The organism is Acinetobacter sp. IK40, from assembly GCF_035615075.1.
Taxonomy (GTDB): domain Bacteria; phylum Pseudomonadota; class Gammaproteobacteria; order Pseudomonadales; family Moraxellaceae; genus Acinetobacter; species Acinetobacter courvalinii.
Genome location: NZ_JANBOE010000007.1, coordinates 247872 through 274429, shown reverse-complemented (window position 1 = coordinate 274429; position 26558 = coordinate 247872). Strand labels below are relative to the sequence as shown.

Here is a 26558-nt window from a genome sequence, read left to right as displayed (position 1 = left end):
TGCGTATTGTGAGGTAGATATTAGAGGGATTTATTCCATTTCAAGAATTTAAATAATCCAAACATAAACATGATCCAGACCGGAATTAAAATCACCGATTCCTTAAAGCCTTGCGTCCACATGATATATAAAATCATCACGATAAATGCCAAAACCAGATAATTACTCAGGGGTGAGAATAGGGCCGGGAATTTGACGGTTTTGCCTTGTTCCTGAAAGGCACGTTTAAATTTTAAATGGGTAAAGCTAATAATGGCCCAGTTTAGAACCAGCGCTGCAACTGCCATATACATTAAGTGGCTTAAGGCTTGTTCCGGCACAAAATAATTCAGTAATACACAGCCAAAAATCAGCACAGAAGAAAAGATCACCGCAGGCATCGGCACACCTTGTGGGCTGACTTTTGCAAACACTTTGGGAGCATTACCTTGAACAGCCAAGCCATATAACATACGGCTATTGGCATACATACCACTGTTATAGACTGAAAGTGCAGCGGTTAAAATAATAAAATTAAGTAAATGCGCTGCCCAATTAATCCCGAGCTGGCTGAAAATCATCACGAAAGGACTTTTATCCAGACCGCCCAAATCCAGTTGATTCCATGGAATGAGTGACATAATGATGGCAAGTGAAGCGACATAGAAAAGCAAGATCCGGAAGATCACCTGATTGATGGCTTGCGGAATACTTTTTTCAGGATTTTCTGCTTCTGCGGCGGTCATCCCGATCAGTTCAATGCCGCCAAACGCAAACATTAAAAAGGCCAGCATATAAAACAAACCGGAGAAACCATGCGGGAAAAATCCGCCGTGTTGCCATAAGTTGGTGAAACTGGCCGTCGAATCAGCTCCTGCAGTCAGCAACAGGTACAGACCGAACACAATCATGGAAATGACAGCAACGACTTTGATAATCGCTAACCAGAATTCAGATTCGCCGTAAAACTTCACATTGCCCAGATTTAAGCAGGTTACCACAATGAAGAAAAATAAGGTCGAGATCCACGCAGGTATATGTGGCCACCAATAATGGACATATTTGGCAATGGCTGTCAGCTCAGTCATTGCCACCAAAATATAGACGACCCAATAATTCCAGCCCGATAAGAAACCAGCAAATCTTCCCCAATATTTTTGTGAGAAATAACTAAAAGAGCCTGCGACAGGTTCTTCTACAATCATTTCACCCATTTGACGCATGATCAGAAATGCGATCAGGCCAACGATGGCATAACCCAAAATAATCGAAGGGCCAGCAGACTGGATCACTTGAGCAGAACCTAAAAACAGACCTGTACCCACCGCACCGCCCATAGCGATCAGGTGGATATGACGGTTTTTTAGTCCACGTTTTAATTGGGGGGAAGAGTTACTCAAAATAAGATGCGCTGAACAAAAAAGAAGTGATTGTAATGGATCGTGACAGGATCGACTAGTTTGAAAACAAGAATATAGGCTTAATTCCTCTCATTTCTTTAGGTGAAGGCAATTTAACGAAAACCTTTAGGAGGGAACGAGTTCGAAGCGATTCAGCGAGTCAAAACCTAATTTTCTTATAACTTTTTTAATATTTAGGGAAAATATTGCCACTTCATATTTTGAGGTAAAACAGGCTGTTGGGGGGAAATCTCTCTATGTTGGGCAGGTGGAGGTTAAAAATATGTTGGATTTAACCGATCCGAAGATTTTAAAAGAAATGGGCATCGATCAGAAGAAGTTAACTCAAAAAATTGATGACGCGAATGAAGCTCAAAAGGCTTCGATATATGCCTATACAAACAATATTGCCAATCAAGCGTATGCTAAAGGTTATACGGGTATTATCTATAACAGTAGTCGTAATACAGGTTCAAGTAACAACCGCGCAGTAGTCTTATTTGGTGGACGTTATGATCCAGCTCAAATCAAGCCTGTCTTAGACAAACCAATTTTAATTGATAAGAAATAAGGAGTCAGATGATGAGAACATTACATCAAGTTGCGGCGAGTGAGATAGCGGTGATTCCTTACTATTTAAAAGGATATCAACAACATGGTTTGCAATATAGAATTAATCAATATGAAAGGGCTGAACCTTTAGGTGCTCAATGTGGTACTTGCCATACGATTGTCTGGATAACAGGGCGTAGTGATCCAATTTTATTTAAAGAAAAACCGAACAACTACGAGTCTTATCATGAAAGAAGAATGCGCTTTCTAAAATCGTTACCTACTTGTCCTTATTGCCATCAGCAGGCTTATGACCTATTTATTAATAATGTTACATTAAAAAGATTTGAAGATGGTAGTCCATTCCCAAATGAATTTTATGGTGTTGATGAAGAAATGTCAGCTCAAGTCAAAGATAAAGCAGTATGGTGGTATGGTGATGAGGCTGAGGCTAAAAGGTTAAATCTGCATTTTTTATGATTTGTTTTATTAATCTGCTTTGAGAGAAAGAGGCGGTATTTAATCTGAAATATCGTCGCTTTTTATTTTGAGGTGAAACAGCCGTCAATGGTAACTCTTTGTTTGTTGGTCAAGAGAAGTTAAAAAATATGTTGGATTTAACCGATCCAAAAATATTAAAAGAAATGGGCATTGATCAGAAGAAACTGACTGAAGCAGTACCCGATGGTACGACAAAGGCTGAAATTGCTAAGAAAAATGCAATATATGCTTATACCAACAATATTGCCAATCAAGCCTATGCCAAAGGTTATACAGGTATCATCTACAACAGTAGTCGTAATACTGAAGCAAATAATAATCGGGTAGTAGTGTTGTTTAGTGGGCGTTATGATCCAGCTCAAATCAAGTCTGTCTTAGACAAACCAATTTTAATTGATAAGAAATAAGGAGTTAGATTGTGAGAGCATTACATCAGGTTGCAGCAAGCGAAATAGCGGTGATTCCTTATTATTTGGAAGATTGTCAACAACATGGGGCGTTATATGGAATCAACCAATATGAAAGAGCAGAGCCTTTAGGTGCTCAATGTGGCAATTGTCATACGATTGTATGGATAACAGGGCGTAGTGATCCAATTTTATTTAAGGAGATTCCAAATAATCAAGAATCTTATCATGATCATAATAGACGCTTTCTAAAATCGTTACCTGTTTGTCCGCATTGCCATAAGCAGGCTTATGATTTGTTTATTAATAATATGACGTCAACTAGATTTGAGGATGGTAGCCCATATCCCAAATATCCTGAGGAAGATTATGCTGTCGATGAAGAAATGACAGCTCAAGCTAAAGACAAAGCAGTATGGTGGTATGGCGATGAGGCTGAGGCAAAAAGGTTGAATTTGCATTTTTTATGATTTGATTGATCAATTTGAGTAGAGAGAAAGTGGCGGTATTTAATCTGAAATATCGTCGCTTTTTATTTTGAGTTAAGACGGAAAGATACAGATTAATTATCTATAAAGGACAAAATTTACTGAAATACAGGTTTAAGTTATAGTCTTTTACAGTCGAAGGTATGACTGTTTAGAAATGGAAGATACAATAAGATAGTAATGCAACCTATGAAGAAAATATAGTCTGTCGAAATTCAAAAAAAGTATAGAATCTATCCGTATGGGACTTTCAAAAGGATGTGAAAAATGACTGTAGCAGGATTTGGGGTTGGTTATATTTTAATTTATTTTATATGTATTATTTTTATTTTACCTATCTCTTTAATTTTTTCTTTTTTTGTAAAAGATTTTAGAATTAGTATTTTAAGGTATTCATCTTTTTTTGCAATATTTTTTATACCTGTTTTATGGCAAGGATTCAAAGAATCATTTTTAAATAATTTATGGGGGAATTCTCAAATAGTTGGTGCGCTGTGGTTGTTTTTTTCCCTTGCTTCACTTTTTGTTTTAATTTTTTCTTTTTTGATTAGAGGGTGGGGTGTATGGTATTTCTTTTGTTTTTTTGTTTTTCTTAATTTTCTCTTGAGTATTTATTTTTTGATTTGAAAAGGAGTAAATTTAATAATTAAGTTAGTAAATTAATATGGGTAAAGTATTTAACTTGGATAGTTTTTTAAGACTAGTAGTATTAAAGCTAACCTCTTTATTAGAGTGCTTAATACCTTGTTGGAAAGCGAATTTTTATTCTTGATCCTAAAGGTGGAGAATATTTACTAGAGGGAAATATACATAATTTTCAGATAGGTAAAGCATTATTTGATTCGTAGAGTCTTAACTAAAGATGACATGGACTTTTTTGATTGCAAGCAAGGGGTAGAACGATTTTTGCTGCCCAAAAAATGGAACATTAGTAAAGGGCGCTGCATATGTGGATAAAAGCACGGAAAAGTTAATGTTAGTTCGTATTGATCCAACAACTAAAAAATAATTGGGAAAGAATTATGTCTGATCTAAAAAACAATGAAGCCTACCAAAATGCTTTGGCACATGTGATTCAACATGCTGAATTTAATGAGAATACAGTGAGTTTGATTGACTACATTACTAATAATAAAGGTGATGTGCCATTTTGTATAGGAATGTTAGGGAGTTATGCGGAAGCGAACGCAGTGATAGCCTGGTTTCGAGATGGTGACTTAATAGCCTTTAAACAGTGGTGTTTTATTGCAGCTAAATTGAATCGTATGGTGTTTCAGTTTGATGTTATAGAATGGTTTCCTGCCTATAAACATTTATATGCTTTATTATCAGACAATGAAGAAATCATTTCTTGGTACCGTCAGCACCGAGTATCTTATGATCGACAAGGCTCAATTAAAGACCGTGATAATCCACGTAAACCTGACTTCCATGGCTATCAATTGATTTTAGCCCTTAATCAAGAATGGGAACTTTTACGGGAGCGTTGCGAATTAATTTTGAGTACAGAGCTAAAGAAAGATCGTAAGTATTTAATTGACCATCGTTTTTATCTTGCACTGGCAAATGGAGATAAAACAGAAATGGAAAAAGTATTAACAGAACTAACTAGCCCTAAAATTTCAAAGATTCGTAATCATGAATTTGCATTTACGTTTACAGAGCATTTTATTTCCACGTTTGCGGTAATTTATGCAAAGCTGGCTTGGAGAAATGGTTATCAGCTGGCTATAGATACGCCATGGATACCTAAAGAATGGTTACCTATACAGCCATTGGATGAATATCCTGAGCCATGGGATTTCATGAAAGAATTTGATCTTTGGACCGAATTTGATGGGGAATATGTAAGTTGGTCACCCCTACAAGGTAATTGAAGATTGCAAAAGAGAGTCTATCTAGACTCTCTTTATATGGGATTTAGTTATGCCCCATTTTGTTTATTACGCGAATAGGGACATATAAATTTTGTCTGGTTGTTGGTCGTGGCTCCAGTTTGTGGAGGATGGGACGAAGTTTATTCGGATCAGCATACTCTCCAACTTCTATACCTTCTACAAGTTCCCCAATCGCTCGTTTTTTTTCTAAATCATAGATCCAAAAATAACAATTGGTTTGCTGATTAACATTCATTTCAAAGCCAACTTGATAGTTTCTACCAGCTTCCAGATTGACTTTAACTAAATTGGTATATTTATACCCACCCCGTTGGCACCAAATTTGTAAATTATGTTCTCCAGCTGTGAGAGCTAATGGGGATTGTAATTGTTCTCGACCATGATTAATTTTTTGTTGATCAATTGCGAAAACGTATGCAATTTTATCTGCCATTATAGATTGGCTTTTTTCTCGGTTTCCAATAATTGTTGCTACATTTTGTGACGTTGTCGGTTGGGTAAAGTATTGAATAGGTTCTAAAGGCTTTTGTGCTTGTGTAGAGATACAGCCTGCTAGTCCAGTAGCAATACCGATTATACTGAAGAATGAAAGAAGTTTTTTCACGAATTATTCCTTGAGGTTATTTACTTGTTATCAATGGGATAAAGCTTATATTTGTAGAGGAAGGAGAGCCGTTTAAAACTTGTTTTGGTGTTACCATTTCACCTGTATCTACATTTTCGACCCAAAATAAAATAGGCTCTTTATTCAGCTTAATATCGGATTGATTGTTTTTGACTTGATAGTGCTGTCCTGCTTTTGCGTCAAAAGTGATATGGCCGTGAGTAAAATAGTTTGGTGTGTCTGAAATGATTTGAATTTCTGTCGGGGTTGGGGTTATAACATAGACTTTATCCCACTCATTTGATTTACTGAGTGTGGCCTTGTTATTGATATAAGTTATATAAATACTGGCTTTAATCAATTGAAGGGCCGTATTAGTTTTTTGAAAACCTTGAATTGATGCTAATTCTTTATTCGTTAGATTAGTGGGAGGATGATGTAAAAGTTCTGCAGGAATTTGAGCTTGGGTTATACCTAAAGTAAATAGAGACGAAAATAAAGCTAATAACTTATTTTTAATACTCATGTTTTAGAATTCTTAATAAAAATTGATTAAATAATTATAATAAAAATATTTCGTAAAATCTATTTTGTTTGGGATTTTTAATAAATAATTTAATGCATTAATAAAAATTATGAAATTCCTTTTTTTATATTTGTAATGTTAATGGTTGAGCTGTGTTAAGTGTGATTCAATTATCATTTTAAAAAGTGGGGGAATATTGAGGCAAGCAATAATCGGATGGCGTTATTCGGTGATCGCTATGACCCAGCTAAAATTAAGCCAGTATTGGATAAACCAATTTTAATTGATAAGAAATAAGGAGTTAGATTGTGAGAGCATTACATCAGGTTGCAGCAAGCGAAATAGCGGTGATTCCTTATTATTTGGAAGATTGTCAACAACATGGGGCGTTATATGGAATCAATCAATATGAAAGGGCAGAGCCTTTAGGTGCACAATGTGGCAATTGTCATACGATTGTATGGATAACAGGGCGTAGTGATCCAATTTTATTTAAGGAGGCTCCAAATAATCAAGAATCTTATTATGAAAGAAGAATGCGCTTTCTAAAATCGTTACCTGCTTGTCCTCATTGCCATGAGCAGGCTTATGATTTGTTTATTAATAATATGACCTCAACTAGATTTGAGGATGGTAGCCCATATCCCAAATATCCTGAGGAAGATTATGCTGTCGATGAAGAAATGACAGCTCAAGCTAAAGACAAAGCCGTATGGTGGTATGGCGATGAGGCTGAGGCAAAAAGGTTGAATTTGCATTTTTTATGATTTGATTGATCAATTTGAATAGAGAGAAAGCGGCGGTATTTAATCTGAAATATCTTCGCTTTTTTATTTTTATACTTCAGTTAAAACCCATCATCCGAATTTCAGCAAAGCTTAGCAAATAATAATATTTTATGTGAATTTTCAACCAGATTAGACTCATCCAAAGATAAATAACAACAATGTATTTATCAAAAGAATCAATTTTTCATTCGGATGTTTTCTTTGGATTGGCAGTATATACAGAGTGTGCTGCCGCAGTTCTATGCGGCTACCCTCATGACCTTAAAAATCTCCTTTATCGGTATCGTATTCTCTATTCTGCTTGGGCTGATCTGTAGCATCATCAGCACATATCAGGTTCGAATACTCAATAAAATTGTCAAAGTCTATATCGAGGTTTCCCGCAATACCCCTTTGCTCATTCAGCTATTTTTTCTCTACTACGGTTTGCCCAAGATCGGCATCAAACTGGATGGTTTTAGCTGTGGTGTGATTGGCCTGACTTTTCTTGGCGGCAGCTATATGGCCGAGGCGTTCCGTGCTGGTTTGCAGTCTGTGGCGCAAGGGCAGATTGATTCGGCCCGAAGTGTAGGATTAAACGCCGTGCAAGTCTTTCAATATGTGGTATTTCCCCAAGCGTTATCGCTGTCCATTCCTGCCATTGGCGCAAACTGTTTGTTCCTTATTAAAGAAAGCTCGGTCTTGAGTGCAATAGCAGTGGTAGAACTTCTGTTTGTGACCAAAGACCTGATCGGGATGGATTACAAAACCACCGAAGCTTTATTTCTGTTAATCGTGGCTTATCTGATGATTTTGCTACCCGTTTCAGCGCTGACCAGTTATCTGGAATATCGCAGTCGTAAGGTGAGCCATGGGACTTGAGTATTTATTTCAGCCGAGCCATGTCGAGCGTTTACTGTATGGCTTGTTGCAAACCATTGAAATTGCCTTTTTATCGGTATTCTTATCTGCCATTTTCGGCACCATTTTTGGGGTGATCATGACTTCCAGAAATTTGCTGGTCAAGATCCTGTGCCGTTTCTATCTGGAAACCATTCGGATTGTGCCGATTCTGGTGCTGTTATTTGTGTTCTATTTTGGTCTGGCAACATGGTTTAACTGGCAGTTGTCATCATTTTGGGTCTGTATTTTTGTCTTTACTTTATGGGGAACTGCGGAAATGGGAGATCTGGTTCGTGCTTCCATCACTTCGATCGATCAGCATCAACGTGATACAGCTTATGCCGTAGGTCTAAATCATGTACAAACTCTGGTTTATGTGATTTTCCCGCAAAGCCTAAAACGGGTTACCCCAGGCGCACTGAATTTGTTTACTCGAATGATCAAAACCAGCTCTCTGGCAGTATTGATCGGTATGGTGGAAGTGCTGAAGGTAGGGCAGCAGATTATTGAAAATTCATTATTAACAGTCCCTAGCGCATCGTTATGGATCTACGGTTTTATCTTTATTCTTTATTTCCTGATTTGTTATCCATTATCGCTTTTAGCAGCGCATTTAGAAAAAGTGTGGGAAAACGCATGACTTTGTTATCGATACGGCATTTACATAAATTTTATAAGCAAAGTCAGGTATTGCATGGCATTGACCTGAATGTGCAACAAGGTGAAGTGGTGGTGATTCTGGGGCCATCAGGTTGTGGAAAGAGCACCTTGTTACGCTGTATCAATGGGCTGGAACCGATACAGCAGGGAGAAATTCAGCTCAAAGATGTGGGCGTGCTTGGGCAGGACTTGCCTTGGGATCGTGTCCGTCAGCAGATTGGCATGGTGTTTCAGAACTATGAATTATTCAAGCATATGAATGTGATTGATAACATTCTGCTGGGTCCGTTAAAAGCACAAAAACGCCAACGCGCAGAAGTGGAACAACTGGCAGATCAGTTATTGCAGCGCGTGGGCTTACTGGATCGTAAATATGATTATCCATCTAATCTATCAGGTGGGCAGAAACAGCGGATTGCCATTGTCCGTGCCTTGGTGATGCAGCCCAAAGTCATTCTACTGGATGAAATTACTGCAGCTTTAGACCCGGAAATGGTACGCGAAGTGCTGGATGTGGTACTAAAACTGGCACAAGAGGGCATGACCATGCTGATTGTTACGCATGAAATGGGCTTTGCCCGCAAAGTGGCAGATCGCATTATTTTTATGGACAAGGGCCAGATTATTGAGCAAAGCACCCCTGAGGATTTTTTTCAGCATCCGCAGACGGAACGGGCCAAAACTTTTTTAAATATCTTGAACTATTAAAAGCAATCAGAGGACATGATGAGATTACATTTAGTCGCCGGACGATCTGGCAATACACCGAAAATAAAAACAGTTAGTCTTGGCATGAGCTGTGTGCTGGTGGCAGGGATATTAACAGGGTGTAATCAACCGACTTCATCTGAAACCAAAACGAGTACAGCAGACAGCTCCTTGGAGCAGATCAAGAAAAATGATGTGCTACGGGTTGGGGTGTTCGCGGATAACCCACCGTTTGGTTATGTGGACAGTGCTGGTAAAAATCAGGGCTTCGATGTCGCTTTGGCGAAGCGTGTGACCAAAGATTTGCTCGGAGATGAAAATAAAATCCAGTTTGTCGTCACAGAAGCAGCCAATCGGGTTGAATTTTTAAAATCAGACAAAGTCGATGTAGTCTTTGCCAGCTTTTCTGTGACACCCGAACGTCAACAGGTGGTGGATTTTTCTCAACCTTATTTAAAGGCATCACTAGGCATTGTTTCACCTAAAGCTAAAGCCATTACCGATGTGAAAAGTCTGGAAGGCAAAACTTTAATTGTGAATAAAGGCTCAAGCTCGGACAGCTATTTCACTAAAAATTATCCGAAAGTGCATTTGTTGAAGTTTGAACAAAATACCGATGCGTTTAATGCCCTCACCGATGGTCGAGGCGATGCGATTTCCCAAGACAGTACCTATGCTTTGGCATGGGCTGCCAACAATCCGGATTATGTGGTCGGTATTCCACAGATTGGCAATGAAGATTTTATCGCCGCAGGCGTGAAAAAGGGCAATACCCAATTGCTGCACTGGCTCAATGATGAAATCAAACAGCTACGCAGCACGGGCGAAGTTCAAAAGATTTATGACCAAACCTTAAAGCCGATTTACGGTGAAAAAGTGAATCCTAATATCTTTTTAGATGTCGATTTAGCGAAGCAATAACATAAATGAAAAGGTTAAAAATAGAGGTAACGATATGCAGACAATAACATTCTCAAATATTCAAAAACTGTTGCTGGCTTCTGTATTCAGTCTGGGTCTCACCGCATGTAACAAGACCCCACAGTCGGCAGAAAAATCAGCGGATAGCTCAGCTCAGGTTTCCAGTATCGAGCAGATCAAGAAAAATGGTGTGGTACGTATTGGGGTATTTAGCGATAAGCCGCCTTTTGGTTATCTGGATGCACAAGGTAAAAACCAGGGTTTTGATGTGGAAATTGCCAAGCATGTGGCCAAGGATTTATTGGGAGATGAAAACAAGGTTCAGTTTGTACTGACTGAAGCTGCCAATCGTGTCGAATATCTGAAAGCCAATAAAGTCGATATTATTTTTGCCAATTTCACCGTGACCCCTGAACGTAAGCAAGTGGTGGATTTTGCCAAGCCTTATTTAAAAGTTGCCTTAGGTGTGGTGTCTCCAAAAAATAAACCGATAACGGATATTGCTCAGTTAAAGGATCAGACTTTATTGGTGAATAAGGGCACCACAGCGGACTCTTTTTTTAGCAAGCAACATCCTGAAATTAAGCTGCAAAAATATGAGCAAAATACCGAAACCTTTGATGCGCTAAAAGATGGTCGCGGTGCTGCTTTGGCCCATGACAATCTATTGGTACTGGCCTGGGCGAAAGAAAATCCAAATTACACTGTCGGCATTACCAATCTGGGTGAGCAAGATTTAATTGCACCTGCTGTACAAAAAGGCAATAAAGAATTGCTGGATTGGTTAAACCAGGATTTAGAAAAGTTGGCTAAAGAGGGGGTCATTCATCAAGCTTATGAAAAAACTTTAAAACCTGTTTATGGTGAGGGTATCCCTGCCAAAGATTTGATTATTGAATGATTTAAATTGTCTTCAATATTATAAAAATATAGGTTTTAAGTGCTTATATATTAAGCGCTATTTTTCTAGTAAATCATTTAAAATGCCCTGGCTTTTTTGCTGGGGCTTTTTCTTTAATATCTTTATTCTTCAGTATGAAGGGATAATCATATTTTAAAAAGCTGTCATATTTTTATCATTATAAATAATAGAGTCGTACTTACCTTATCAGTACGCTGCGGAATAATATAGATGTTCAATCGATTGCCTGTACCTGAAAACCTTCCCTGTAGATTAACGGATGCCTTTTACCGCATTCATCAATATTTACCAAAAGGAAATGTAAAACAGCGGGTTAAGCTGGATGATGCACTTAACCAGATCAATACCGACGATCTGTATGCATTACAGGATTTCCCCCTGCATAATTTTTCTGCCTATGAAGGCTGGGGCATTGATTCGAATATCACTCAGCAGGCAAATTTAAAAAATCCTATTGTTGCAAAAGGGATATATTTTTGGAAAAAACAGTTATATTACTCTATTAACCCTTATAAACTCGATCTGGACGGATATATAATCAAGATTCCTGAATTTACCAGACTTCCTGAAGGGATAAATGCCATTATTTTAGAACAGGATAAGCGCTTAGATTTCTCTGATATTGAAAATGTAAAAATAAAAAAAACAATTGCGCCGATGCAAGGTGTTATTCAACAAGGCAGTGTGTTTAAACAAGGCGATTTAATCATTGCAAAAAACCAGAAAATTACACCTGAACGCTTAATCGCACTCAGACGTGCGGGTATTACAGAGCTTTCTATTTATCGACATCCTAAAATCCTGATTGTTAATATGTTTCCTTTCGATCAAGCGGGGGAAATCAGTGAAGAGTGTTTATACCTCAAAGATCTGTTAAAAACATGGGGGTATGGCGAGGTTGAAATTAAACCGCATAAACCGGCACGTTATGACAGGGCATTTAATTACCATCAAGAAGCTGGACATCCCGCATTAGATGGAAGCTTGACTTCCGCTTGGGACGAATATCATCAGTTTTTTGATGAGCAAATTCCTGAGTTTGACATTATTTTATGCTGGTCACCTTTAAATCATTATGGTTCTGGATTAGGGCTTTCAAAGCTGGCTAACTTTTATCAAGGCAATGGTGATGGTCCCGTTACGACCTGTTGTGTGCCAGCCAGTGAATTCCGGATTTTTCAGAGTAATGACCGAAGCCCTAGAATCTCTCAGGTCGTAAACCGTTATGGTGAACGTGGGCAGTTAAGGGAAATACGTACCGAGATCACTGAAGATCGAACGACAATTATCAGCCTACCTGGCAAAATGCATGATGTTGCGTTGTTGATGCACGTATTTGTGAAATATATTTTAAATAAGCATGATCCTGATTTTTTTGAGAATTTGTATTTGCAAGGCAGGATCGACCAGCAGCTTGAGCCTGATCCAAAATATAGAACATTATTATGGGGACGCTACCAGTTTGAAGCAGATGGTCAATATTCGCTACAGATCATTCCACAACAAGCTTTTCAGATCGATGGTTTTGCTGCTGCCAATTGCATTATCATTGTTCCATTTGCAGAGCCGCCGATTCAGTCTGGTGAAGCCGTGTATTTTATTAAAATAGATCAGGTCTGAATCACTTTAATGTTTTACAAGTCAGACAACAGCCGAGAGTGGCTGTTGTCTGAATGGGAAGATAAAAATTACTTTTTAGTGTTGGGTAATAACGCAGTCATAAAGCCTAACAAAGGTAAGAAAGAACAAAGTTTATAGACCCAGACAATGCCATGTGTATCCGCCAAATGGCCTAAACCTGCTGCACCAATTCCGCCAATGCCAAACATCAGTCCAAACATTAAGCCTGCGATCATGCCCACCCGACCGGGTACCGCTTCCTGTGCATAGACCACCAACGCAGAGAAAGCCGAAGACATCACTAGACCAATGATAATCACCAGAATGGCAGTTCCCGTTAGGCCGACATAAGGCAGCATCAGGGCAAATGGCGCAATCCCCAGAAAAGACACCCAAACCACGGCTTTACGTCCGATACGGTCACCGACTGGACCACCTGCAAAAGTACCGAGTGCAACAGCACCTAAAAATATAAACAGGTAGAGCTGAGAGGTTTGAATTGAAACATTAAATCTTTCAATGAGGTAAAAGGTAAAATAGTTGGTAATGGCTGCGATATAAATAAACTTGGCAAACAGTAAAATACAGATCACGGCCATAGCCTGAATGACCTGTTGACGCGTCAAGGTCGACATAGCACGTTGACTGGCGAGGCGTTGTACCGGTGCTTGTTTAACCAGCCATTTGGTTACGCGTAACAACACGAAAATAGCCAGAGCGGCGACTAAAACAAATAAGCCAATTGCACCTTGTCCGTGAGGAATAATCACGGCTGCGGCAACTAAGGGGCCAAGGGCTGAGCCGGTATTTCCGCCAACCTGAAACATGGATTGCGCCGTACCAAAACGGCCACCCGAAGCCGTACGCGCAATACGGGAAGCTTCAGGGTGAAAGGTGGATGAACCCACCCCAATCAGTGCCGCAGCAAAAAGTAGGCTGTGATAACTGCCTGCTGTTGCCATCAGTCCAATACCAATGAGCGTGGCAAACATCCCGGCCGGGAGTAAATACGGTTTAGGATGTTTATCGGTATACAGGCCGATCCAGGGTTGTAATAATGAGGCCGTGATTTGATAAACCAAAGCAATCCAGCCAATCTGCGCAAAACTCAATGAAAACTCTGCTTTGAGCAGGGGATAACTTGCAGTGACTACCGCCTGAATCGAGTCATTTAAGAGATGGGCAAATGCGACTGCACCGACAATACCTAACACGAATTTTTGTGGTTGATCCTGTGGTGGACATTGCGCTTGTGGACCTGTGTTCTCAAGCGTCCCTGTATGATTTGCCATGCGTGCTCCAACATGCTGTTTTAGCTTAAATCGTGATATTGAAGAAGGTTTGTTTTTCAGCATTTATATCCTAAACTGAACTGAAAGCGGCCCACAATCATATTTGGGACATATAGTATCGAGTTCAGGCCATTTTGAAGGACCAAGGCAATGCGTAATATTCAGGTCAACGATTTTGAAGATGTCGCCCGTAATGTGATGGCAACGGGCAATGATTATGTGGATGGCCAAATTCTGGCAAGCCATCGTCATGCCCGGGGACAATGCCTGTATGCGATCACAGGTGTATTAACCGTCACGACCAGTAAAGGCAGCTGGGTGGTGCCGCCAAAACGGGCACTCTGGATTCCCGCTGGAATTGACCATGAGGTACACATGGGTGGACTCACCAAAACGCGTAGTGCCTATATACTTCCAGACATTGCAAGCAAGGCAGGTTTGCCTGATGATTGTGCGGTGATCAATGTATCGCCGTTATTACATGAACTGTTATCTAGCGCTGTAGATTTGCCTGCTGAATATGAACTGGGCGGGCGGGATGACTATTTGATGCAATTGATTATTGCAGAAATTGCCTTGATGCCTGAATTGCCGTTGAATGCGCCTTTGCCACAAGAGCCTCGTCTGGCAGCATTATGTCTGCAACTATTAAAAGCACCGAGCTTAGATCATGATCTGGATGAGATAGCTGAACGGGTCGGGATGAGCCGTCGTAATTTCACCCGAATTTTTCGGCAACAGACGGGGATGAGTTTTAGTCATTGGCGGCAACAGGCTTGTTTACTCAATGCCTTGACGCGTATGGAGCTGGGACAGTCGATTACCGAGGTGGCAATTGCGCTTGGTTATAGCAGTAGCAGTGCATTTACAGCAGCATTTAAACGTTCTTTAGGTCAGGCGCCACGCTTTTATATACAGGCCAAATGATCAGGCCAGATGTGTTAATGTATAGGGGCTGGGTTGACTCAATGCATGAGACTTCCTCTGGATTCACGAAAACAATATAAACGATAAAACTATGCTTTCATTATTAAAAGCTTTGGCCCTGTCTCATCAAGGTCTGCACAAAAATGACATATTCGGTGAGGGATTATCCGGAACCCTGAACGCGATTGAACATCTGGGCTATGTGCAAATTGATACCATTTCAGTGGTTGAGCGTGCCCATCACCATGTCTTGTGGAATCGGGTGCCTGGTTATCAGCTGGATCATTTAAATCAGCTGGTGCAACAGCAACTGATTTTTGAACACTGGGCGCATGCAGCTGCTTATCTGCCGATGCGGGATTATCGTTATGCCATACCGTTGATGAATGCAATCCGAAAGGGTGAAAGCCGCTATTTCAGGGCTGATCAGCGTTTGATGAATGAAATTCTGGCACGGGTCAGGGCAGAAGGTAAAATTCAGCTTCGACAGATGGAAAAGCAAACGCGGAAAGGTTCCGCTGGTTGGTGGAATGCCGGACCAAACCGAAAAGCGCTTGAACAGTTATTTATGCAAGGTGACCTGATGATCTGTGAGCGTAACGGGATGGAGAAAGTCTATGACCTGAGGGAGCGCTGTATACCTCAGGGCATCGATCTCAGCACACCGACCTTGCATGAATATGCTGATTATTTATTAAAAATGAATATACGGGCCCATGGCGTATTTACATGGAAACAGTTATTACATTTAAAGGGAAAAGAGCTGCGTCATGTAATGCGTACTGTTCTGGATGACTATATTGATGCGGGTTTGGTGAAGGTTGTGCAACTCGAAAATGGACAGACGGTTTATGCTGCCAGCGCCATATTGGAACATCAGCCCATCCTTCAGCCGGAACTAAAAATATTGTCTCCTTTTGATAATCTGGTGATTCATCGGGAGCGCTTGGATTGCTTATTTGACTTTAATTATCGCATTGAATGCTATGTACCCGCCGCGAAAAGACAATACGGTTATTTTTGTTTACCGCTGTTGTATGCAGATCGCTTTGTGGGTCGTATCGATTGTAAAGTGCATCGACGTGAAAAGCGACTGGAAGTCATTGCTCTGCATTTGGAAGATCCGAATATGCAGGATCGGGAGGCTTTTATCAACGCTTTAGAGCTGGAGTTACAGCGTTTCGCTCAATTTAATCAGTGTATGATGATTGATATAGAAAAGATCCGCCATTTAATGCGTTAAGGTATGCAATTGATAAGTTTGCTTTTTTAAACCTAGCCCTCGAGAGGACTAGGTTTACCTAAAAAGTTCAATCTTAGAGTGCTCAATACCCTAAGCTTTTGGGTAAGAAGAACATAAATTCTCCTGCATGAATACATTGAACAGATCAGTATATTCAAGCCATCATCGCGTAACGCTACCCCATGATGTTCAGTCGTATCCTCTTAAGAGTTCTGTGGATCATATTGTTTTTCCTTGATAAACAGTGCCGGAATCACACCACAGATCAGGTAGGCTGCACCCATGACCACAAAACCCAAACCGATCGAACCGCCAGAGGCTAAAAAGCCGATGGTTGCTGGCGCAATTGCGGCACCTAAACGACCGACATTGTACGCACCACCAATCGCGGTACCACGGATAGCAGTAGCAAAACTCTCTGTCATATAGGTTGCATTTACGCCGTATGGGATGCCATATAAGAAGCCGAATGTGACCAGTAAAAACAGAATATTGTCTGGAGAGTTATAAAACACAATCAGGGGGAGAAAAATCGCAGTGCCAATTGCACCAAAGGCGTAGGTAAAACGGCGTCCCAGTTTATCTGCCATCATACCTGCCAGTACTTTACCCAGAATCATGGCAGTATAGGTGCCGACCATATACGTGGTCATTTCCTTAAACTTCATGCCCAGTTCACTTTCCAGATATGACGGCATCCAGTTATTTACGCCGTAATAACCGAACTGGAGGAAACCTGCGGTTAAAGCCCACAGAATAAACATGTTCCGATTGCGTTTATCTTGAAAGATCAGTTTGAAGGCAGAAGCTTTTTCGGTATTTGCTGGGGCATTTGACTGTTTTAAACGGGACTGCTGCCATGCTTCAGGTTCTGGCACAAGCAGATGCATCAATACGGCAATCATGACCGGGACAATCGCGACATAAAACAGCATACGCCAGCCATGATCAGGAATAATCCAGCCAGCCAAAAGCGTTGCCACAATATATCCCACAGTCCAGCCAGCCTGTAAGGTGCCGAGTACAGTGGTACGATAACGGGTGGGAACATATTCTGCCATGAGGGTATTACAGGCAATATAAAGTGAACCCAGACCAAGTGAAGCAAAGAATCTTAAAATTCCGAATTGCATAAAGCTTTGGGTAAAACCCAAGCCACACGTTAATAGCGAAAAGGTGAGAATAGAAATCACAACGATGCGGACGCGTCCGAATTTATCACATGCCCAGCCGCCAAAAATCCCGCCAATCGCCATACCTGCTAAGGTAAAACTACCCAGCATCCCGGCCTGAACCGAGCTTAAGCCAAACTCTGCCTTGATACTGTTTAAGCTATAAGACAGTAGCATCAGATCGGCGCCATCGACCAGTAGAGCCAGAAAGGCAAAAATAAAAGCAATTTTCCAGGTGCGGGCCTGTACAGCGGAAACGAGTGAGTTGTCGTGTGTAGCCATAATCCATTACCTACATTTGATTTTTTAAAGCACCTTAAGTCGTTTAAAGTGCTGGGGAGTTGATTAAGACGCCGCCCGGATCATGTTTCGGGCAATAATCATTTGTTGAATTTGCGTGGTACCTTCATATAAACGGAACAGGCGTACATCGCGGTAAAAGCGTTCGATGGCATACTCACTGATGTAGCCGGCGCCGCCATGAATCTGTACACAACGATCCGCCACGCGACCGCACATTTCAGTGGCAAACATTTTGGCGCAAGAGGCTTCTGTACTGACGTTTTGCCCGTGATCGCGTAAGCGTGCTGCATCCAGCACCATACATCGGGCTGCATAGATTTCGGCTTTAGAGTCAGCCAGCATGGCTTGAATCAGTTGAAATTCGGCAATCGGCTGACCAAACTGTTTACGCTCAATCGCGTAATTCAATGCATCATCCAGCATCCGTGTTGCTGCCCCGACACTGAGCGCTGCAATATGCAGTCGGCCTTTATCCAGAACTTTCATCGCCGTTTTAAAACCGACCCCTTCGATCCCACCAATCAATGCCGAAGCGGGTACGCGACAATTTTCAAAAATCACATCACAGGTATGTGCACCTTTTTGTCCCATCTTTTTATCGCGTTTACCGAGAGAAATCCCCGGGGTGCTGCTGTCCACGATAAAGGCCGAAATACCACCTGCACCTTTAACATCCGGACTGGTTCGCGCCATCACTGTAAATACACCTGCATGCGGTGCATTGGTAATAAAGCGTTTGGTTCCATTTAAAACATAGCAATCGCCGTGTTTGACTGCAGTTGTTTTTAGGGCGGCAGCATCCGAGCCGGCCTCCGGTTCGGTCAAGCAAAAAGAGCCGATCACTTCACCGCGTGCTAAACGGGGTAAGAAAGAAGATTTTTGTGCTTCAGTCCCATCAATAATGAGTCCACTAGAACCAATGCCATTATTCGTTCCAATAAGAGAACGAAAGGCAGGCGAGGTACGACCAAGTTCGAAGGCGATATAGACTTCTTCTTCCATGGTCAGCCCAAGTCCGTCGTATTGTTCTGGAATGGTTAAACCGAATAATCCGAGAGCTTTCATTTGCTCAACGATATCTTCAGGAATCTCATCTGTTTCAGCGACTTCATTCTCATGAGGAATTAAAACACCTTCAACAAACTGCCGAATCATATCCACCAGCTGGTTCAGCGTTTCCTGATCACGAATCATAGTCATATCCTTTGTACATACAGCTAAAAACAGCCATACGGTGTTCGTAAAATCATCAATATTGATGTGATAGTAATCAAAGAAAAGCCGCAAAACAACATATTTTGAAAATAAATTTCGCAATGCGATATGTTAATTATATTTTGTTTTTTCTAATCTGTTGATTTACTTCATCTATATTTATTGGAAATTAATCATATTTTTTAATGGAAAATTAGGGTTTGATTTTTATAAATCTTGTTTGTATATTAAAAATATATATCGCTATGCGAAACTTTGTTAAATAAGTTTTCATCTGGGAAATGTGCTGTAAATTGAAGGGATAAACATGGGTGCTTTAAATGGAATTCGTGTACTTGATTTGAGTCGGGTGCTGGCTGGACCGTGGTGTGGCCAGATACTTGCTGATCTGGGTGCAGAAGTAATCAAGGTAGAACGGCCAAAGCTTGGAGATGATACCCGATCTTGGGGACCACCCTGGATGAAGGATAATTCAGGACAAGACACGCAAGAGGCGGCTTATTATCAGTCGACCAACCGGAACAAGCTCTCGGTGGCGATTGATATTGCCAGTCCTGAAGGGCAGGAGCTGATCAAGGCTTTAGTTCAGGATAGCGATGTTGTCATTGAAAACTATAAGGCGGGTTCGCTAAAAAAATATGGTCTGGATTATGCCGCTTTATCTGCAATCAATCCTGGTCTGGTTTACTGTTCAATTACCGGTTTTGGGCAAAATGGCCCGCGTGCAGAAGAGCCTGGTTATGATTTTATTATCCAGGGCATGGGCGGGTTAATGTCCATCACTGGTGAAAAGGATGATTTGCCGGGTGGCGGTCCGCAAAAAGTCGGGGTGGCATTTTCGGATCTGGCGACCGGGCTTTATTCAACCATTGCCATTCAGGCTGCGTTGCTTAACCGCCATGAGACAGGTTTGGGACAATATATTGATATGGCGCTGCTTGACGTGCAAATTGCCACCATGGCCAATCAGGGCATGAATTATCTTTCCTCAGGAAATATCCCCAAGCGTTATGGTAATGCACACGCCAATATCGTGCCTTATCAAGTGTTTAAAGCTGCTGATCGGGAGTTTATTATTGCCTGTGGCAATGATACCCAGTTTATTCAGTTATGTAGCAGTATCGGTTTAGCTAATTTACCGAATGATCCCCGGTTTCGACGCAATGCCGACCGTATCCGCTATCGTGAGGAAATCATCGGAATTTTATCCAAGCATTTTTTAAGCAAGAGTGCAGATGATTGGGTTGCTGCCATTCATGCCGCCAAAGTTCCGGTGGGTGTGATCAATAATCTGGAGCAGGCTTTTCAGGAACCACAGGTGCAGGCAAGGGAAATGCTGGTTGAGATGCAGCATCCACAACGCGAAAAGCTGACCGTGATTGGATCGCCGATTAAACTTTCAAGAACGCCAGTCGAGTATAAAACTGCACCGCCTTTATTGGGGCAACATACCGATACGATTCTCAGCCGGATACTTTCACCGGAAAAACTGCAGCAACTCAAGCTGAAAGGAATTGTTGGATAAAACATGCACCCATGTCAAAATGCATCTATATTTTGGCATGGGCTATAGGTGACTATTATTTTGCTTGCCCAGATAAAGCAGAAAATGCTTTTCACTGTTTATTATAGAAAAAATAGATTATAATTTTCGCAGTGCGAAATAAAGAAGTAGATTGGTAGAATCATGAATGATGCCGTAGATGCAGAACAGACAGAAAAATTATTAGCGCCTTTAAGGCATGAACTATTGCATCCGATTGAAGACATGCAGGATGAAAATGACCGTCAATTTATCACGGCTTTAGCCCGCGGTTTAGAGCTGCTACGTTGCTTTACCCCCAAGCATCAACATCTGGGCAATCAGGAACTGGCGCAGATGACGGGTTTACCCAAGCCAACCATTACCCGTTTAACCCATACCTTATCGCGTTTGGGCTATATCAAGCAGGTTCCAAATTCAAGTAAATTCCAGCTCTCGGTTGGGGTCTTAGCTTTTGGTTATTCCATGCTGTCCAATGTGTCGATCCGCTCAATTGCACATCCCTATATGAAAAATCTGGCGGACTATGCCGGTGCCGCAGTTGCCATGGCTACACGTGATCGCCTGAATATGATCTATCTGGATGTGGTACAGGGCAAAGGCAATATGACCATGCGCCGTCAGGTGGGGACCTACTTACCCATTCATCTGAGCTCCATGGGACGTGCCTGTCTGGCTGCCATGCCAGAAGATGAACGGGAGTTTTTGCTGGATGCGATTCGTAGCAAGCATAAAGAGGACTGGATCAAGATTAACCGTGATCTGGATAAGGCCTTTAAGGATTATCAGGACTTTGGCTATTGTTTTTCCGTAGGTGAATGGCATAAGGATGTCAACTCGGTCGCTGTGCCCTTGGTTCATGAACAGCATGGTTTGCTGGTGTTTAACTGTGGTGGGCCAAGCTTTATTATGAACCGTGAAAAACTTGAGGAAGATATTGCACCGCGTTTATTACATATGGTGAATAATATCCGTACCGAGATTAGTTAAGTCTTATCGTTTTAAAAAGCCAGCATCATTCAGTATGCTGGCTTTTGGCATCCCGAATACAGAAAAATAAACATAAAACCGCAAAAACAAGTCCCAGAATACAAACGCCTGTCCAGCCAAAATGTTTCCAGGCATAGCTTCCAGCCGTAGTGCCGAGCGCTCCACCTGCAAAATACCCCGTCATATACAGCGCATTAAAGCGTGAACGTAATTCCTGATTCAGCTTGAATACAATACTCTGGTTGGTGACATGGACTGCCGATAATGCAGCGTAGAGCAGAAGTAAGCCAAGGATATAAAAGAGAAAATGATAGGGAAGCAGGAGAAAGAACAGCCAGCTTAAAATCAGGCCAAGACCACAATAAACCGAAATTTTATGGATATAGCCCTGATCAATAAACTTGCCTGAAAAATTGGCAATAAAAGTTCCCAGAATACCGACGAACCCAAATAAACCAATACTAAAATCACTAAAAAAATAGGGCGCAGGCGCCAACAGCAGGGACATGGTGGTAAAAATCAGGCTGACACAGGCAAAAGTACAGCCCCCGATATAGGTGCGTGTTCTAAGGCGAGGACTATTGAGAAAAATCTGTGGTAGTGAACGTATGCTGGAAAGATAGTTCTCGGATTTGGTTGGGGGAAACAATCCGATATTACGGTACAGGATAATGGCAATGGTCAGTAACAGAAATCCACTCAGCAGATAAATCACATGCCAGTCAAACAGGGTGGACATCAGCCCGGAAAGGGAACGCGCCAGTAAAACCCCCATCATCAGACCACTGAGCAGGAAGCCCACTACACGTCCGCTCTGCTGGATCGGAACCAGACTGGCGGCAAGAGGTAATAACAGCTGTGCCGAACTGGAGAACAGGCCGGTAATGATGGTTCCCAAGATTAAAAGATAAATATTAGCGGCAAAACCACTGAGAATCAGTCCGAATGCTGCCAGTAACATGAAGCTAAACAGCAGTTTACGTTTTTCCAGAATATCGCCTAAGGGCATCAGGAAAAGCAAACCACAGGCATAGGTGATCTGCGCCAGTGTGGGTACCCAGGCCGTGGTGGTTTCATCCAGATTCATGCTCAGGCCAATCGAATGAATTAAGGGCTGGCTAAAGTAATTGCCGCCGGTACAGATACCTGCTGCAATTGCCATCAGGATGATGGTCGGGGTATAGAGTGCATTTTTCATCATGTCTATTGTCACAATGAAATTGGCATTTTAATCCTCAACCATGATCAGGCATCGCTCAATCTGGCTGTATTAATGCGTTTCACTCAAGGCATCTTGAATGTTATGCACCATATGGATTAAACGTGGCCCAATTTCACCTTCGAGTTTTTCCGGATTTAAATGGAAACTTGGGGCGCCGCAGTTAAACACATAAAGACCGTGTTTCGAGCTGACCAGAGGCACAGCGACCGAGTTCACTTCTTTATGCCATTCACCTAGAGACAGGCAGTAGCCATAATCCTGATAATCACGGAATGCCCGTTCCAGAGAACGTTTGATTGCAGGCCAGTTTTCAGGATTTTTCTGTTTAAGCGCATCAAGTAAAAAATTACGTTCACGTTCAGGAGTTGCGGCTAAACAAGCCCGTCCCATCGAACTACTGTGCAGTGGTAAGGTTGATCCGATCGGGCGACGCATATTTAATGCGGTTTCGGTCTGGACCACATCGATATACACCATATTCAGGCGGTCACGTGTGGCCATGGCCACAGGTGCTTGAACATACTGACTCATCTCTTCCATATATTGATGCGCAATATTACGGATGGAGATATTGGACAGGGCGGCATAACCGAGAGATAAAACCCCAATATCCAGTGTATATTTGGTTGAGCCCGGCAATTGTTTCAAATAACCCAAGGACACCAAAGTATTGGTAATACGGGCAATGGTGGGTTTGGGTAAACCGGTCATCTTGGCCAGTTCCTGATTGCCCAGCACTTGATTGTTGACCGAAAAACAGCGTAACAGTTCCAAACCGCGTGCCAAAGAGGCGATAAATTGCGGATTATTTTCCCGATGAATATGTGAAATCGGATCTAGGCGTATCTCATCAAAATTTATGGGTTGTTCAGTTTCTGATTTCTGAGACATTCGATCCTCAAATATAATAAAGCAATAGCTTGCCATTATATTTCGCTCTGCAAAATAAATCCATTCATCACTGTGTCGTTGTGATGAATGGAGTGTCAATGACATGATTATGAGACGTTTTCAATCACCATGGCCAACCCTTGACCAACCCCTATACATAGGCTGACCACAGCATATTTCTTGTTACGGCGTATCAGTTCACGTGAAACTGTTAAGGCAAGTCGGGCGCCAGAAGCACCGAGTGGATGTCCGATTGCAATGGCGCCACCATTCGGATTGACACGTGAATCATTAAAATCAACATTCAAGCCTTTTAGACAGGATAAAACCTGTGAAGCAAAGGCTTCATTAATTTCAATAATATCCATGTCATCTAAAGTCAGGCCAGCACGCGCAACTGCTTTTTTAATCGCTTCGATCGGGCCTGCACCCATAATGCGTGGCTCAATCCCGGCTGCTGCTGCTGACAAGATTTTTGCCATTGGTTTTAGGCCATATTTTTGACCTGCTGCTTCTGAACCAATCAAGAGGGCTGCTGCACCATCATTAATCCCTGATGCATTACCCGCAGTCACTACGCCACCTTCAAACAGTGGTTTTAGTTTGGTAAGGGCTTCAACCGTAGAGCTTGGGCGAGGATGCTCATCTTCTGAAACCAGTTTAGGCGGTAATTTTTTACCCTGAAATACCTCAATCGGCGTAATTTCATCGGCAAAGAAACCTTCTTCTTTGGCTTTTTGATATTTGGCTTGTGATTGAGCTGCAAATAAGTCTGCTTGCTCACGACTGATACCAAACTCAGCCGCAACGTTATCACCAGTTTCTGGCATTGAATGACCGCCGTACTGGGCAATAATCTTTTTATTGGGAAAGCGTGAGCCAATGGTAGTGTCATAAAGTTTAGCATCACGGCTATAAGCACTTTCCGCTTTGCCCATGACAAAAGGTGCACGTGACATACTTTCTACACCACCTGCGATATACAGATCGCCTTCACCACAGGTAATGGCACGTGCCGAGTCGATTACGGCACCCAGACCACTGGCACATAAGCGGTTGACTGTCTGGCCCGGCACAGTGACAGGTAATCCCGCAAGTAATAACGCATTCCTCGCCACATTACGGCTATCTTCACCCGCCTGATTGGTATCACCTAAAATCACATCTTCAATATCAGCACCCGGCACAGCAGTTTTTTCTAGCAACTTTTGAATGACTGTTGCGGCTAAATCATCAGGACGAATGGAGGCAAGTTCACCGGCATGACGGCCAAAGGGACTACGTAAACCATCATAGATGTAGGCATTTAACATGGAGAAATTCCTTTTCAAGACTCATAAGTAAAAGTAAGAGGTAAATGAAGTGCGACACGACGCTGTAACCACGGACTAGGGCGGTAACGCGGGTCATGCGTAAGTGCTGTTATACGGTTCAAAATAAGTAAGATTTTTTGGCTGCCGACTTGATCACCCCATTCAATTGGGCCAAATGGATAGCCTAAGCCAAGACGTACCGCGGCATTAATGTCATCTACCGTTGCAATATTTTGCTGGGCAATATCGCAGCCTAAATTAATGACCATTGCTAAAACACGTTGTGCAACAAAGCCGATACTTTCAGCAATCATGCTGACCATCCCGCCATCCAGATTGAAAATAGAGTGAGCTGCCTGACGGTATTCAGGTTTGGTAATCAGTGATGGCATTAAAGTACGGTGCTTGGCAATACCATAAAGCATGTCTATCGCAATCGCCTGTTCAGGGTTAACCCTTAAGCGTATAGCTGCTTGAGTTGTATCTTCCCCATAACAAGCGAGTAAACATAAGCTATCTGTTTGAGGTTCGGAGTTGGTGTCTATGTCGATATTTTGCTGGGTTAAATAAGCTTCGAGCTGTTTTTTATCTTCAGGAAAATCGGCTGCAATCCAAACTTTAGGGTATTGTGCTAAACGCTCTACAAACTGGGCAGGTTGTTCACCTGTTTTTTCACCCGTTGCATAATTATAAAAACCTTGCTTGACCTTACGTCCAAGCTGTTTTGCTTCCAGCATTTGTTTGGTCAGTGGATTGGGTTTATAGCGGGCTTCTTCATAATATTGATGATAAATCGACTCCATGACCGGATGGGAAACATCCAGTCCTGTGAGATCCATCAGTTCGAATGGTCCCATTCTAAAACCGACACCATCGCGTAAAATACGGTCAATTTCACTGATGTCACAAACATTTTCATTTAAAATTTTAAGTGCTTCCGTGCCATAAGCGCGACCAGCATGGTTAATGATAAATCCAGGCGTATCCTTGGCCACGACAGGACGATGACCAAATGCGCGAGACAGTTCAATTAATGCTTGAATAATCGCCGGATCGGTTTTCAAGCCTTGAATGACTTCAACCACTTTCATGAGCGGAACGGGATTAAAGAAATGAAAACCGGCCACACGTTCAGGTTTATTACAGTTCGCGGCAATTGCAGTAATCGAAAGAGAGGAGGTGTTGGATGCTAAAATGGTGTGTTCAGAAACCACTGCTTCAAGCTGCTGCATCAAACTTTGTTTGATATCCAGACGTTCAATAATCGCTTCTACAATCAGGTCACAGTCTTTTAAATCTTCCAGTTGATGCGCAACAACTAAGTTCTTGTTTGCTGCAGCCGCCTGTTCAGTTGTAATTTTATTCTTATCCACCAGCTTCTGGAAAGTTGCTGCCAGTTTATCTTTTGCCTGTTCAGCTGCACCTGCTTTGGTGTCGTATAGATAAGTGATATGGCCTGACTGGGCAGCAATTTGGGCAATTCCGCTGCCCATAATCCCGACACCAATCACAGCCATGCTTTTAATATCATAAGTCATGTCGATCATCCTGATGATTAATCTATATTTGAAATTAAACGGAAAAATAGGGT

27 protein-coding genes are annotated in these 26558 nt (G+C 41.8%); 17 read left to right on the top strand and 10 right to left on the bottom strand.

Annotated features, from left to right (window positions below; translation table 11 throughout):
* Nucleotides 1–20: 20 nt before the first annotated feature.
* Nucleotides 21–1379, bottom strand: a complete 1359-nt coding sequence (locus MSG93_RS14135; RefSeq protein ID WP_324622272.1) for an amino acid permease — start codon at nucleotides 1377–1379, stop codon at nucleotides 21–23.
* Between the two features lie 283 nt (nucleotides 1380–1662).
* Here MSG93_RS14135 and MSG93_RS14130 point away from each other — a divergent pair, with 283 nt between their 5' ends.
* From MSG93_RS14130 to MSG93_RS14105, 6 genes are all read left to right on the top strand, one after another.
* The gene (locus tag MSG93_RS14130; protein WP_324622271.1) at nucleotides 1663–1950 is read left to right on the top strand and encodes a hypothetical protein; all 288 of its coding nucleotides are present in this window, start codon (nucleotides 1663–1665) and stop codon (nucleotides 1948–1950) included.
* An 11-nt stretch (nucleotides 1951–1961) separates the two neighbouring features.
* Nucleotides 1962–2411 carry a hypothetical protein gene (locus MSG93_RS14125; protein WP_324622293.1) on the top strand — a complete coding sequence of 150 codons (450 nt, stop codon included), beginning with the start codon at nucleotides 1962–1964 and terminating at the stop codon, nucleotides 2409–2411.
* A gap of 98 nt (nucleotides 2412–2509) precedes the next feature.
* Nucleotides 2510–2839 carry a hypothetical protein gene (locus tag MSG93_RS14120; RefSeq protein WP_324622270.1) on the top strand — a complete coding sequence of 110 codons (330 nt, stop codon included), beginning with the start codon at nucleotides 2510–2512 and terminating at the stop codon, nucleotides 2837–2839.
* A gap of 11 nt (nucleotides 2840–2850) precedes the next feature.
* Nucleotides 2851–3309, top strand: coding sequence for a hypothetical protein (locus tag MSG93_RS14115; RefSeq protein ID WP_324622269.1), 459 nt, complete (start codon nucleotides 2851–2853; stop codon nucleotides 3307–3309).
* Nucleotides 3310–3594: 285 nt separating this feature from the next.
* Complete coding sequence (locus MSG93_RS14110) at nucleotides 3595–3954, top strand: hypothetical protein (protein WP_324622268.1); 360 nt, start codon at nucleotides 3595–3597, stop codon at nucleotides 3952–3954.
* Between the two features lie 395 nt (nucleotides 3955–4349).
* Nucleotides 4350–5204, top strand: coding sequence for an Imm49 family immunity protein (locus MSG93_RS14105; protein WP_324622266.1), 855 nt, complete (start codon nucleotides 4350–4352; stop codon nucleotides 5202–5204).
* A gap of 43 nt (nucleotides 5205–5247) precedes the next feature.
* Here the strand turns inward: MSG93_RS14105 and MSG93_RS14100 are convergent, their stop codons facing one another.
* On the bottom strand, nucleotides 5248–5829 hold the full coding sequence (locus MSG93_RS14100; RefSeq protein ID WP_324622265.1) for a hypothetical protein: 582 nt from the start codon (nucleotides 5827–5829) through the stop codon (nucleotides 5248–5250).
* A 16-nt stretch (nucleotides 5830–5845) separates the two neighbouring features.
* Nucleotides 5846–6355, bottom strand: a complete 510-nt coding sequence (locus MSG93_RS14095) for a hypothetical protein (protein WP_324622264.1) — start codon at nucleotides 6353–6355, stop codon at nucleotides 5846–5848.
* Between the two features lie 308 nt (nucleotides 6356–6663).
* Here MSG93_RS14095 and MSG93_RS14090 point away from each other — a divergent pair, with 308 nt between their 5' ends.
* The 7 genes from MSG93_RS14090 (at nucleotide 6664) to MSG93_RS14060 (ending at nucleotide 12856) form a co-directional block, all read left to right on the top strand.
* A complete protein-coding gene (locus MSG93_RS14090) occupies nucleotides 6664–7122 on the top strand; it encodes a hypothetical protein (protein ID WP_324622263.1) in 459 nt (152 codons plus the stop codon).
* Nucleotides 7123–7344: 222 nt separating this feature from the next.
* Entirely contained in the window at nucleotides 7345–8004 is a 660-nt protein-coding gene (locus MSG93_RS14085) for an amino acid ABC transporter permease (protein ID WP_324622262.1), read from the top strand.
* Nucleotides 7994–8665, top strand: coding sequence for an amino acid ABC transporter permease (locus tag MSG93_RS14080; protein ID WP_032866812.1), 672 nt, complete (start codon nucleotides 7994–7996; stop codon nucleotides 8663–8665). Before MSG93_RS14085 ends, MSG93_RS14080 begins: the two co-directional genes overlap by 11 nt.
* Complete coding sequence (locus MSG93_RS14075) at nucleotides 8662–9393, top strand: amino acid ABC transporter ATP-binding protein (protein ID WP_032866814.1); 732 nt, start codon at nucleotides 8662–8664, stop codon at nucleotides 9391–9393. Before MSG93_RS14080 ends, MSG93_RS14075 begins: the two co-directional genes overlap by 4 nt.
* Before the next feature lie 18 nt (nucleotides 9394–9411).
* The gene (locus MSG93_RS14070) at nucleotides 9412–10314 is read left to right on the top strand and encodes a transporter substrate-binding domain-containing protein (RefSeq protein WP_324622292.1); all 903 of its coding nucleotides are present in this window, start codon (nucleotides 9412–9414) and stop codon (nucleotides 10312–10314) included.
* 34 nt (nucleotides 10315–10348) lie between these two features.
* A complete protein-coding gene (locus tag MSG93_RS14065) occupies nucleotides 10349–11215 on the top strand; it encodes a cysteine ABC transporter substrate-binding protein (RefSeq protein WP_009515876.1) in 867 nt (288 codons plus the stop codon).
* Between the two features lie 231 nt (nucleotides 11216–11446).
* Nucleotides 11447–12856, top strand: a complete 1410-nt coding sequence (locus tag MSG93_RS14060; RefSeq protein ID WP_324622261.1) for a molybdenum cofactor biosysnthesis protein MoeA — start codon at nucleotides 11447–11449, stop codon at nucleotides 12854–12856.
* A gap of 68 nt (nucleotides 12857–12924) precedes the next feature.
* Here MSG93_RS14060 and MSG93_RS14055 read toward each other — a convergent pair whose 3' ends face one another.
* On the bottom strand, nucleotides 12925–14148 hold the full coding sequence (locus MSG93_RS14055) for an MFS transporter (RefSeq protein ID WP_199948766.1): 1224 nt from the start codon (nucleotides 14146–14148) through the stop codon (nucleotides 12925–12927).
* A gap of 150 nt (nucleotides 14149–14298) precedes the next feature.
* Here MSG93_RS14055 and MSG93_RS14050 point away from each other — a divergent pair, with 150 nt between their 5' ends.
* Nucleotides 14299–15075, top strand: a complete 777-nt coding sequence (locus tag MSG93_RS14050) for an AraC family transcriptional regulator (protein WP_199948767.1) — start codon at nucleotides 14299–14301, stop codon at nucleotides 15073–15075.
* A gap of 91 nt (nucleotides 15076–15166) precedes the next feature.
* Nucleotides 15167–16318, top strand: coding sequence for a winged helix-turn-helix domain-containing protein (locus tag MSG93_RS14045; RefSeq protein WP_324622260.1), 1152 nt, complete (start codon nucleotides 15167–15169; stop codon nucleotides 16316–16318).
* A gap of 203 nt (nucleotides 16319–16521) precedes the next feature.
* Here the strand turns inward: MSG93_RS14045 and MSG93_RS14040 are convergent, their stop codons facing one another.
* Together MSG93_RS14040 and MSG93_RS14035 are read right to left on the bottom strand one after the other, a co-directional pair.
* Complete coding sequence (locus MSG93_RS14040) at nucleotides 16522–17772, bottom strand: MFS transporter (protein ID WP_324622259.1); 1251 nt, start codon at nucleotides 17770–17772, stop codon at nucleotides 16522–16524.
* Nucleotides 17773–17835: 63 nt separating this feature from the next.
* On the bottom strand, nucleotides 17836–18987 hold the full coding sequence (locus MSG93_RS14035) for an acyl-CoA dehydrogenase family protein (RefSeq protein WP_324622258.1): 1152 nt from the start codon (nucleotides 18985–18987) through the stop codon (nucleotides 17836–17838).
* Nucleotides 18988–19315: 328 nt separating this feature from the next.
* Here MSG93_RS14035 and MSG93_RS14030 point away from each other — a divergent pair, with 328 nt between their 5' ends.
* Together MSG93_RS14030 and MSG93_RS14025 are read left to right on the top strand one after the other, a co-directional pair.
* Entirely contained in the window at nucleotides 19316–20533 is a 1218-nt protein-coding gene (locus MSG93_RS14030; protein WP_324622257.1) for a CaiB/BaiF CoA-transferase family protein, read from the top strand.
* Between the two features lie 162 nt (nucleotides 20534–20695).
* On the top strand, nucleotides 20696–21541 hold the full coding sequence (locus tag MSG93_RS14025) for an IclR family transcriptional regulator (protein ID WP_005231232.1): 846 nt from the start codon (nucleotides 20696–20698) through the stop codon (nucleotides 21539–21541).
* Between the two features lie 25 nt (nucleotides 21542–21566).
* On the opposite strand, the gene MSG93_RS14020 is transcribed toward MSG93_RS14025, so the two are convergent.
* From MSG93_RS14020 to MSG93_RS14005, 4 genes are all read right to left on the bottom strand, one after another.
* Nucleotides 21567–22742 (bottom strand): MFS transporter, encoded by a 1176-nt coding sequence (locus MSG93_RS14020; RefSeq protein ID WP_324622256.1) that lies wholly within the window; start codon nucleotides 22740–22742, stop codon nucleotides 21567–21569.
* 69 nt (nucleotides 22743–22811) lie between these two features.
* Nucleotides 22812–23654 (bottom strand): IclR family transcriptional regulator, encoded by an 843-nt coding sequence (locus MSG93_RS14015; protein ID WP_009515938.1) that lies wholly within the window; start codon nucleotides 23652–23654, stop codon nucleotides 22812–22814.
* A gap of 107 nt (nucleotides 23655–23761) precedes the next feature.
* A complete protein-coding gene (locus tag MSG93_RS14010; protein WP_324622255.1) occupies nucleotides 23762–24967 on the bottom strand; it encodes a 3-oxoadipyl-CoA thiolase in 1206 nt (401 codons plus the stop codon).
* Between the two features lie 14 nt (nucleotides 24968–24981).
* Nucleotides 24982–26505: a 3-hydroxyacyl-CoA dehydrogenase gene (locus MSG93_RS14005; protein WP_324622254.1), complete on the bottom strand. Its 1524-nt coding sequence runs from the start codon at nucleotides 26503–26505 to the stop codon at nucleotides 24982–24984.
* Nucleotides 26506–26558: the final 53 nt, after the last annotated feature.

What these genes read in the sequence shown, in the direction of transcription:
- MSG93_RS14130 (WP_324622271.1), top strand. Translation starts at nt 1,663, where the DNA reads ATGTTGGATTTAACCGATCCGAAGATTTTAAAAGAAATGGGCATCGAT.
- MSG93_RS14125 (WP_324622293.1), top strand. Translation starts at nt 1,962, where the DNA reads ATGAGAACATTACATCAAGTTGCGGCGAGTGAGATAGCGGTGATTCCT.
- MSG93_RS14110 (WP_324622268.1), top strand. Translation starts at nt 3,595, where the DNA reads ATGACTGTAGCAGGATTTGGGGTTGGTTATATTTTAATTTATTTTATA.
- MSG93_RS14105 (WP_324622266.1), top strand. Translation starts at nt 4,350, where the DNA reads ATGTCTGATCTAAAAAACAATGAAGCCTACCAAAATGCTTTGGCACAT.
- MSG93_RS14095 (WP_324622264.1), bottom strand. Translation starts at nt 6,355, where the DNA reads ATGAGTATTAAAAATAAGTTATTAGCTTTATTTTCGTCTCTATTTACT.
- MSG93_RS14080 (WP_032866812.1), top strand. Translation starts at nt 7,994, where the DNA reads ATGGGACTTGAGTATTTATTTCAGCCGAGCCATGTCGAGCGTTTACTG.
- MSG93_RS14075 (WP_032866814.1), top strand. Translation starts at nt 8,662, where the DNA reads ATGACTTTGTTATCGATACGGCATTTACATAAATTTTATAAGCAAAGT.
- MSG93_RS14070 (WP_324622292.1), top strand. Translation starts at nt 9,412, where the DNA reads ATGAGATTACATTTAGTCGCCGGACGATCTGGCAATACACCGAAAATA.
- MSG93_RS14065 (WP_009515876.1), top strand. Translation starts at nt 10,349, where the DNA reads ATGCAGACAATAACATTCTCAAATATTCAAAAACTGTTGCTGGCTTCT.
- MSG93_RS14060 (WP_324622261.1), top strand. Translation starts at nt 11,447, where the DNA reads ATGTTCAATCGATTGCCTGTACCTGAAAACCTTCCCTGTAGATTAACG.
- MSG93_RS14055 (WP_199948766.1), bottom strand. Translation starts at nt 14,148, where the DNA reads ATGGCAAATCATACAGGGACGCTTGAGAACACAGGTCCACAAGCGCAA.
- MSG93_RS14050 (WP_199948767.1), top strand. Translation starts at nt 14,299, where the DNA reads ATGCGTAATATTCAGGTCAACGATTTTGAAGATGTCGCCCGTAATGTG.
- MSG93_RS14045 (WP_324622260.1), top strand. Translation starts at nt 15,167, where the DNA reads ATGCTTTCATTATTAAAAGCTTTGGCCCTGTCTCATCAAGGTCTGCAC.
- MSG93_RS14040 (WP_324622259.1), bottom strand. Translation starts at nt 17,772, where the DNA reads ATGGCTACACACGACAACTCACTCGTTTCCGCTGTACAGGCCCGCACC.
- MSG93_RS14035 (WP_324622258.1), bottom strand. Translation starts at nt 18,987, where the DNA reads ATGATTCGTGATCAGGAAACGCTGAACCAGCTGGTGGATATGATTCGG.
- MSG93_RS14030 (WP_324622257.1), top strand. Translation starts at nt 19,316, where the DNA reads ATGGGTGCTTTAAATGGAATTCGTGTACTTGATTTGAGTCGGGTGCTG.
- MSG93_RS14025 (WP_005231232.1), top strand. Translation starts at nt 20,696, where the DNA reads ATGAATGATGCCGTAGATGCAGAACAGACAGAAAAATTATTAGCGCCT.
- MSG93_RS14020 (WP_324622256.1), bottom strand. Translation starts at nt 22,742, where the DNA reads ATGATGAAAAATGCACTCTATACCCCGACCATCATCCTGATGGCAATT.
- MSG93_RS14015 (WP_009515938.1), bottom strand. Translation starts at nt 23,654, where the DNA reads ATGTCTCAGAAATCAGAAACTGAACAACCCATAAATTTTGATGAGATA.
- MSG93_RS14010 (WP_324622255.1), bottom strand. Translation starts at nt 24,967, where the DNA reads ATGTTAAATGCCTACATCTATGATGGTTTACGTAGTCCCTTTGGCCGT.
- MSG93_RS14005 (WP_324622254.1), bottom strand. Translation starts at nt 26,505, where the DNA reads ATGACTTATGATATTAAAAGCATGGCTGTGATTGGTGTCGGGATTATG.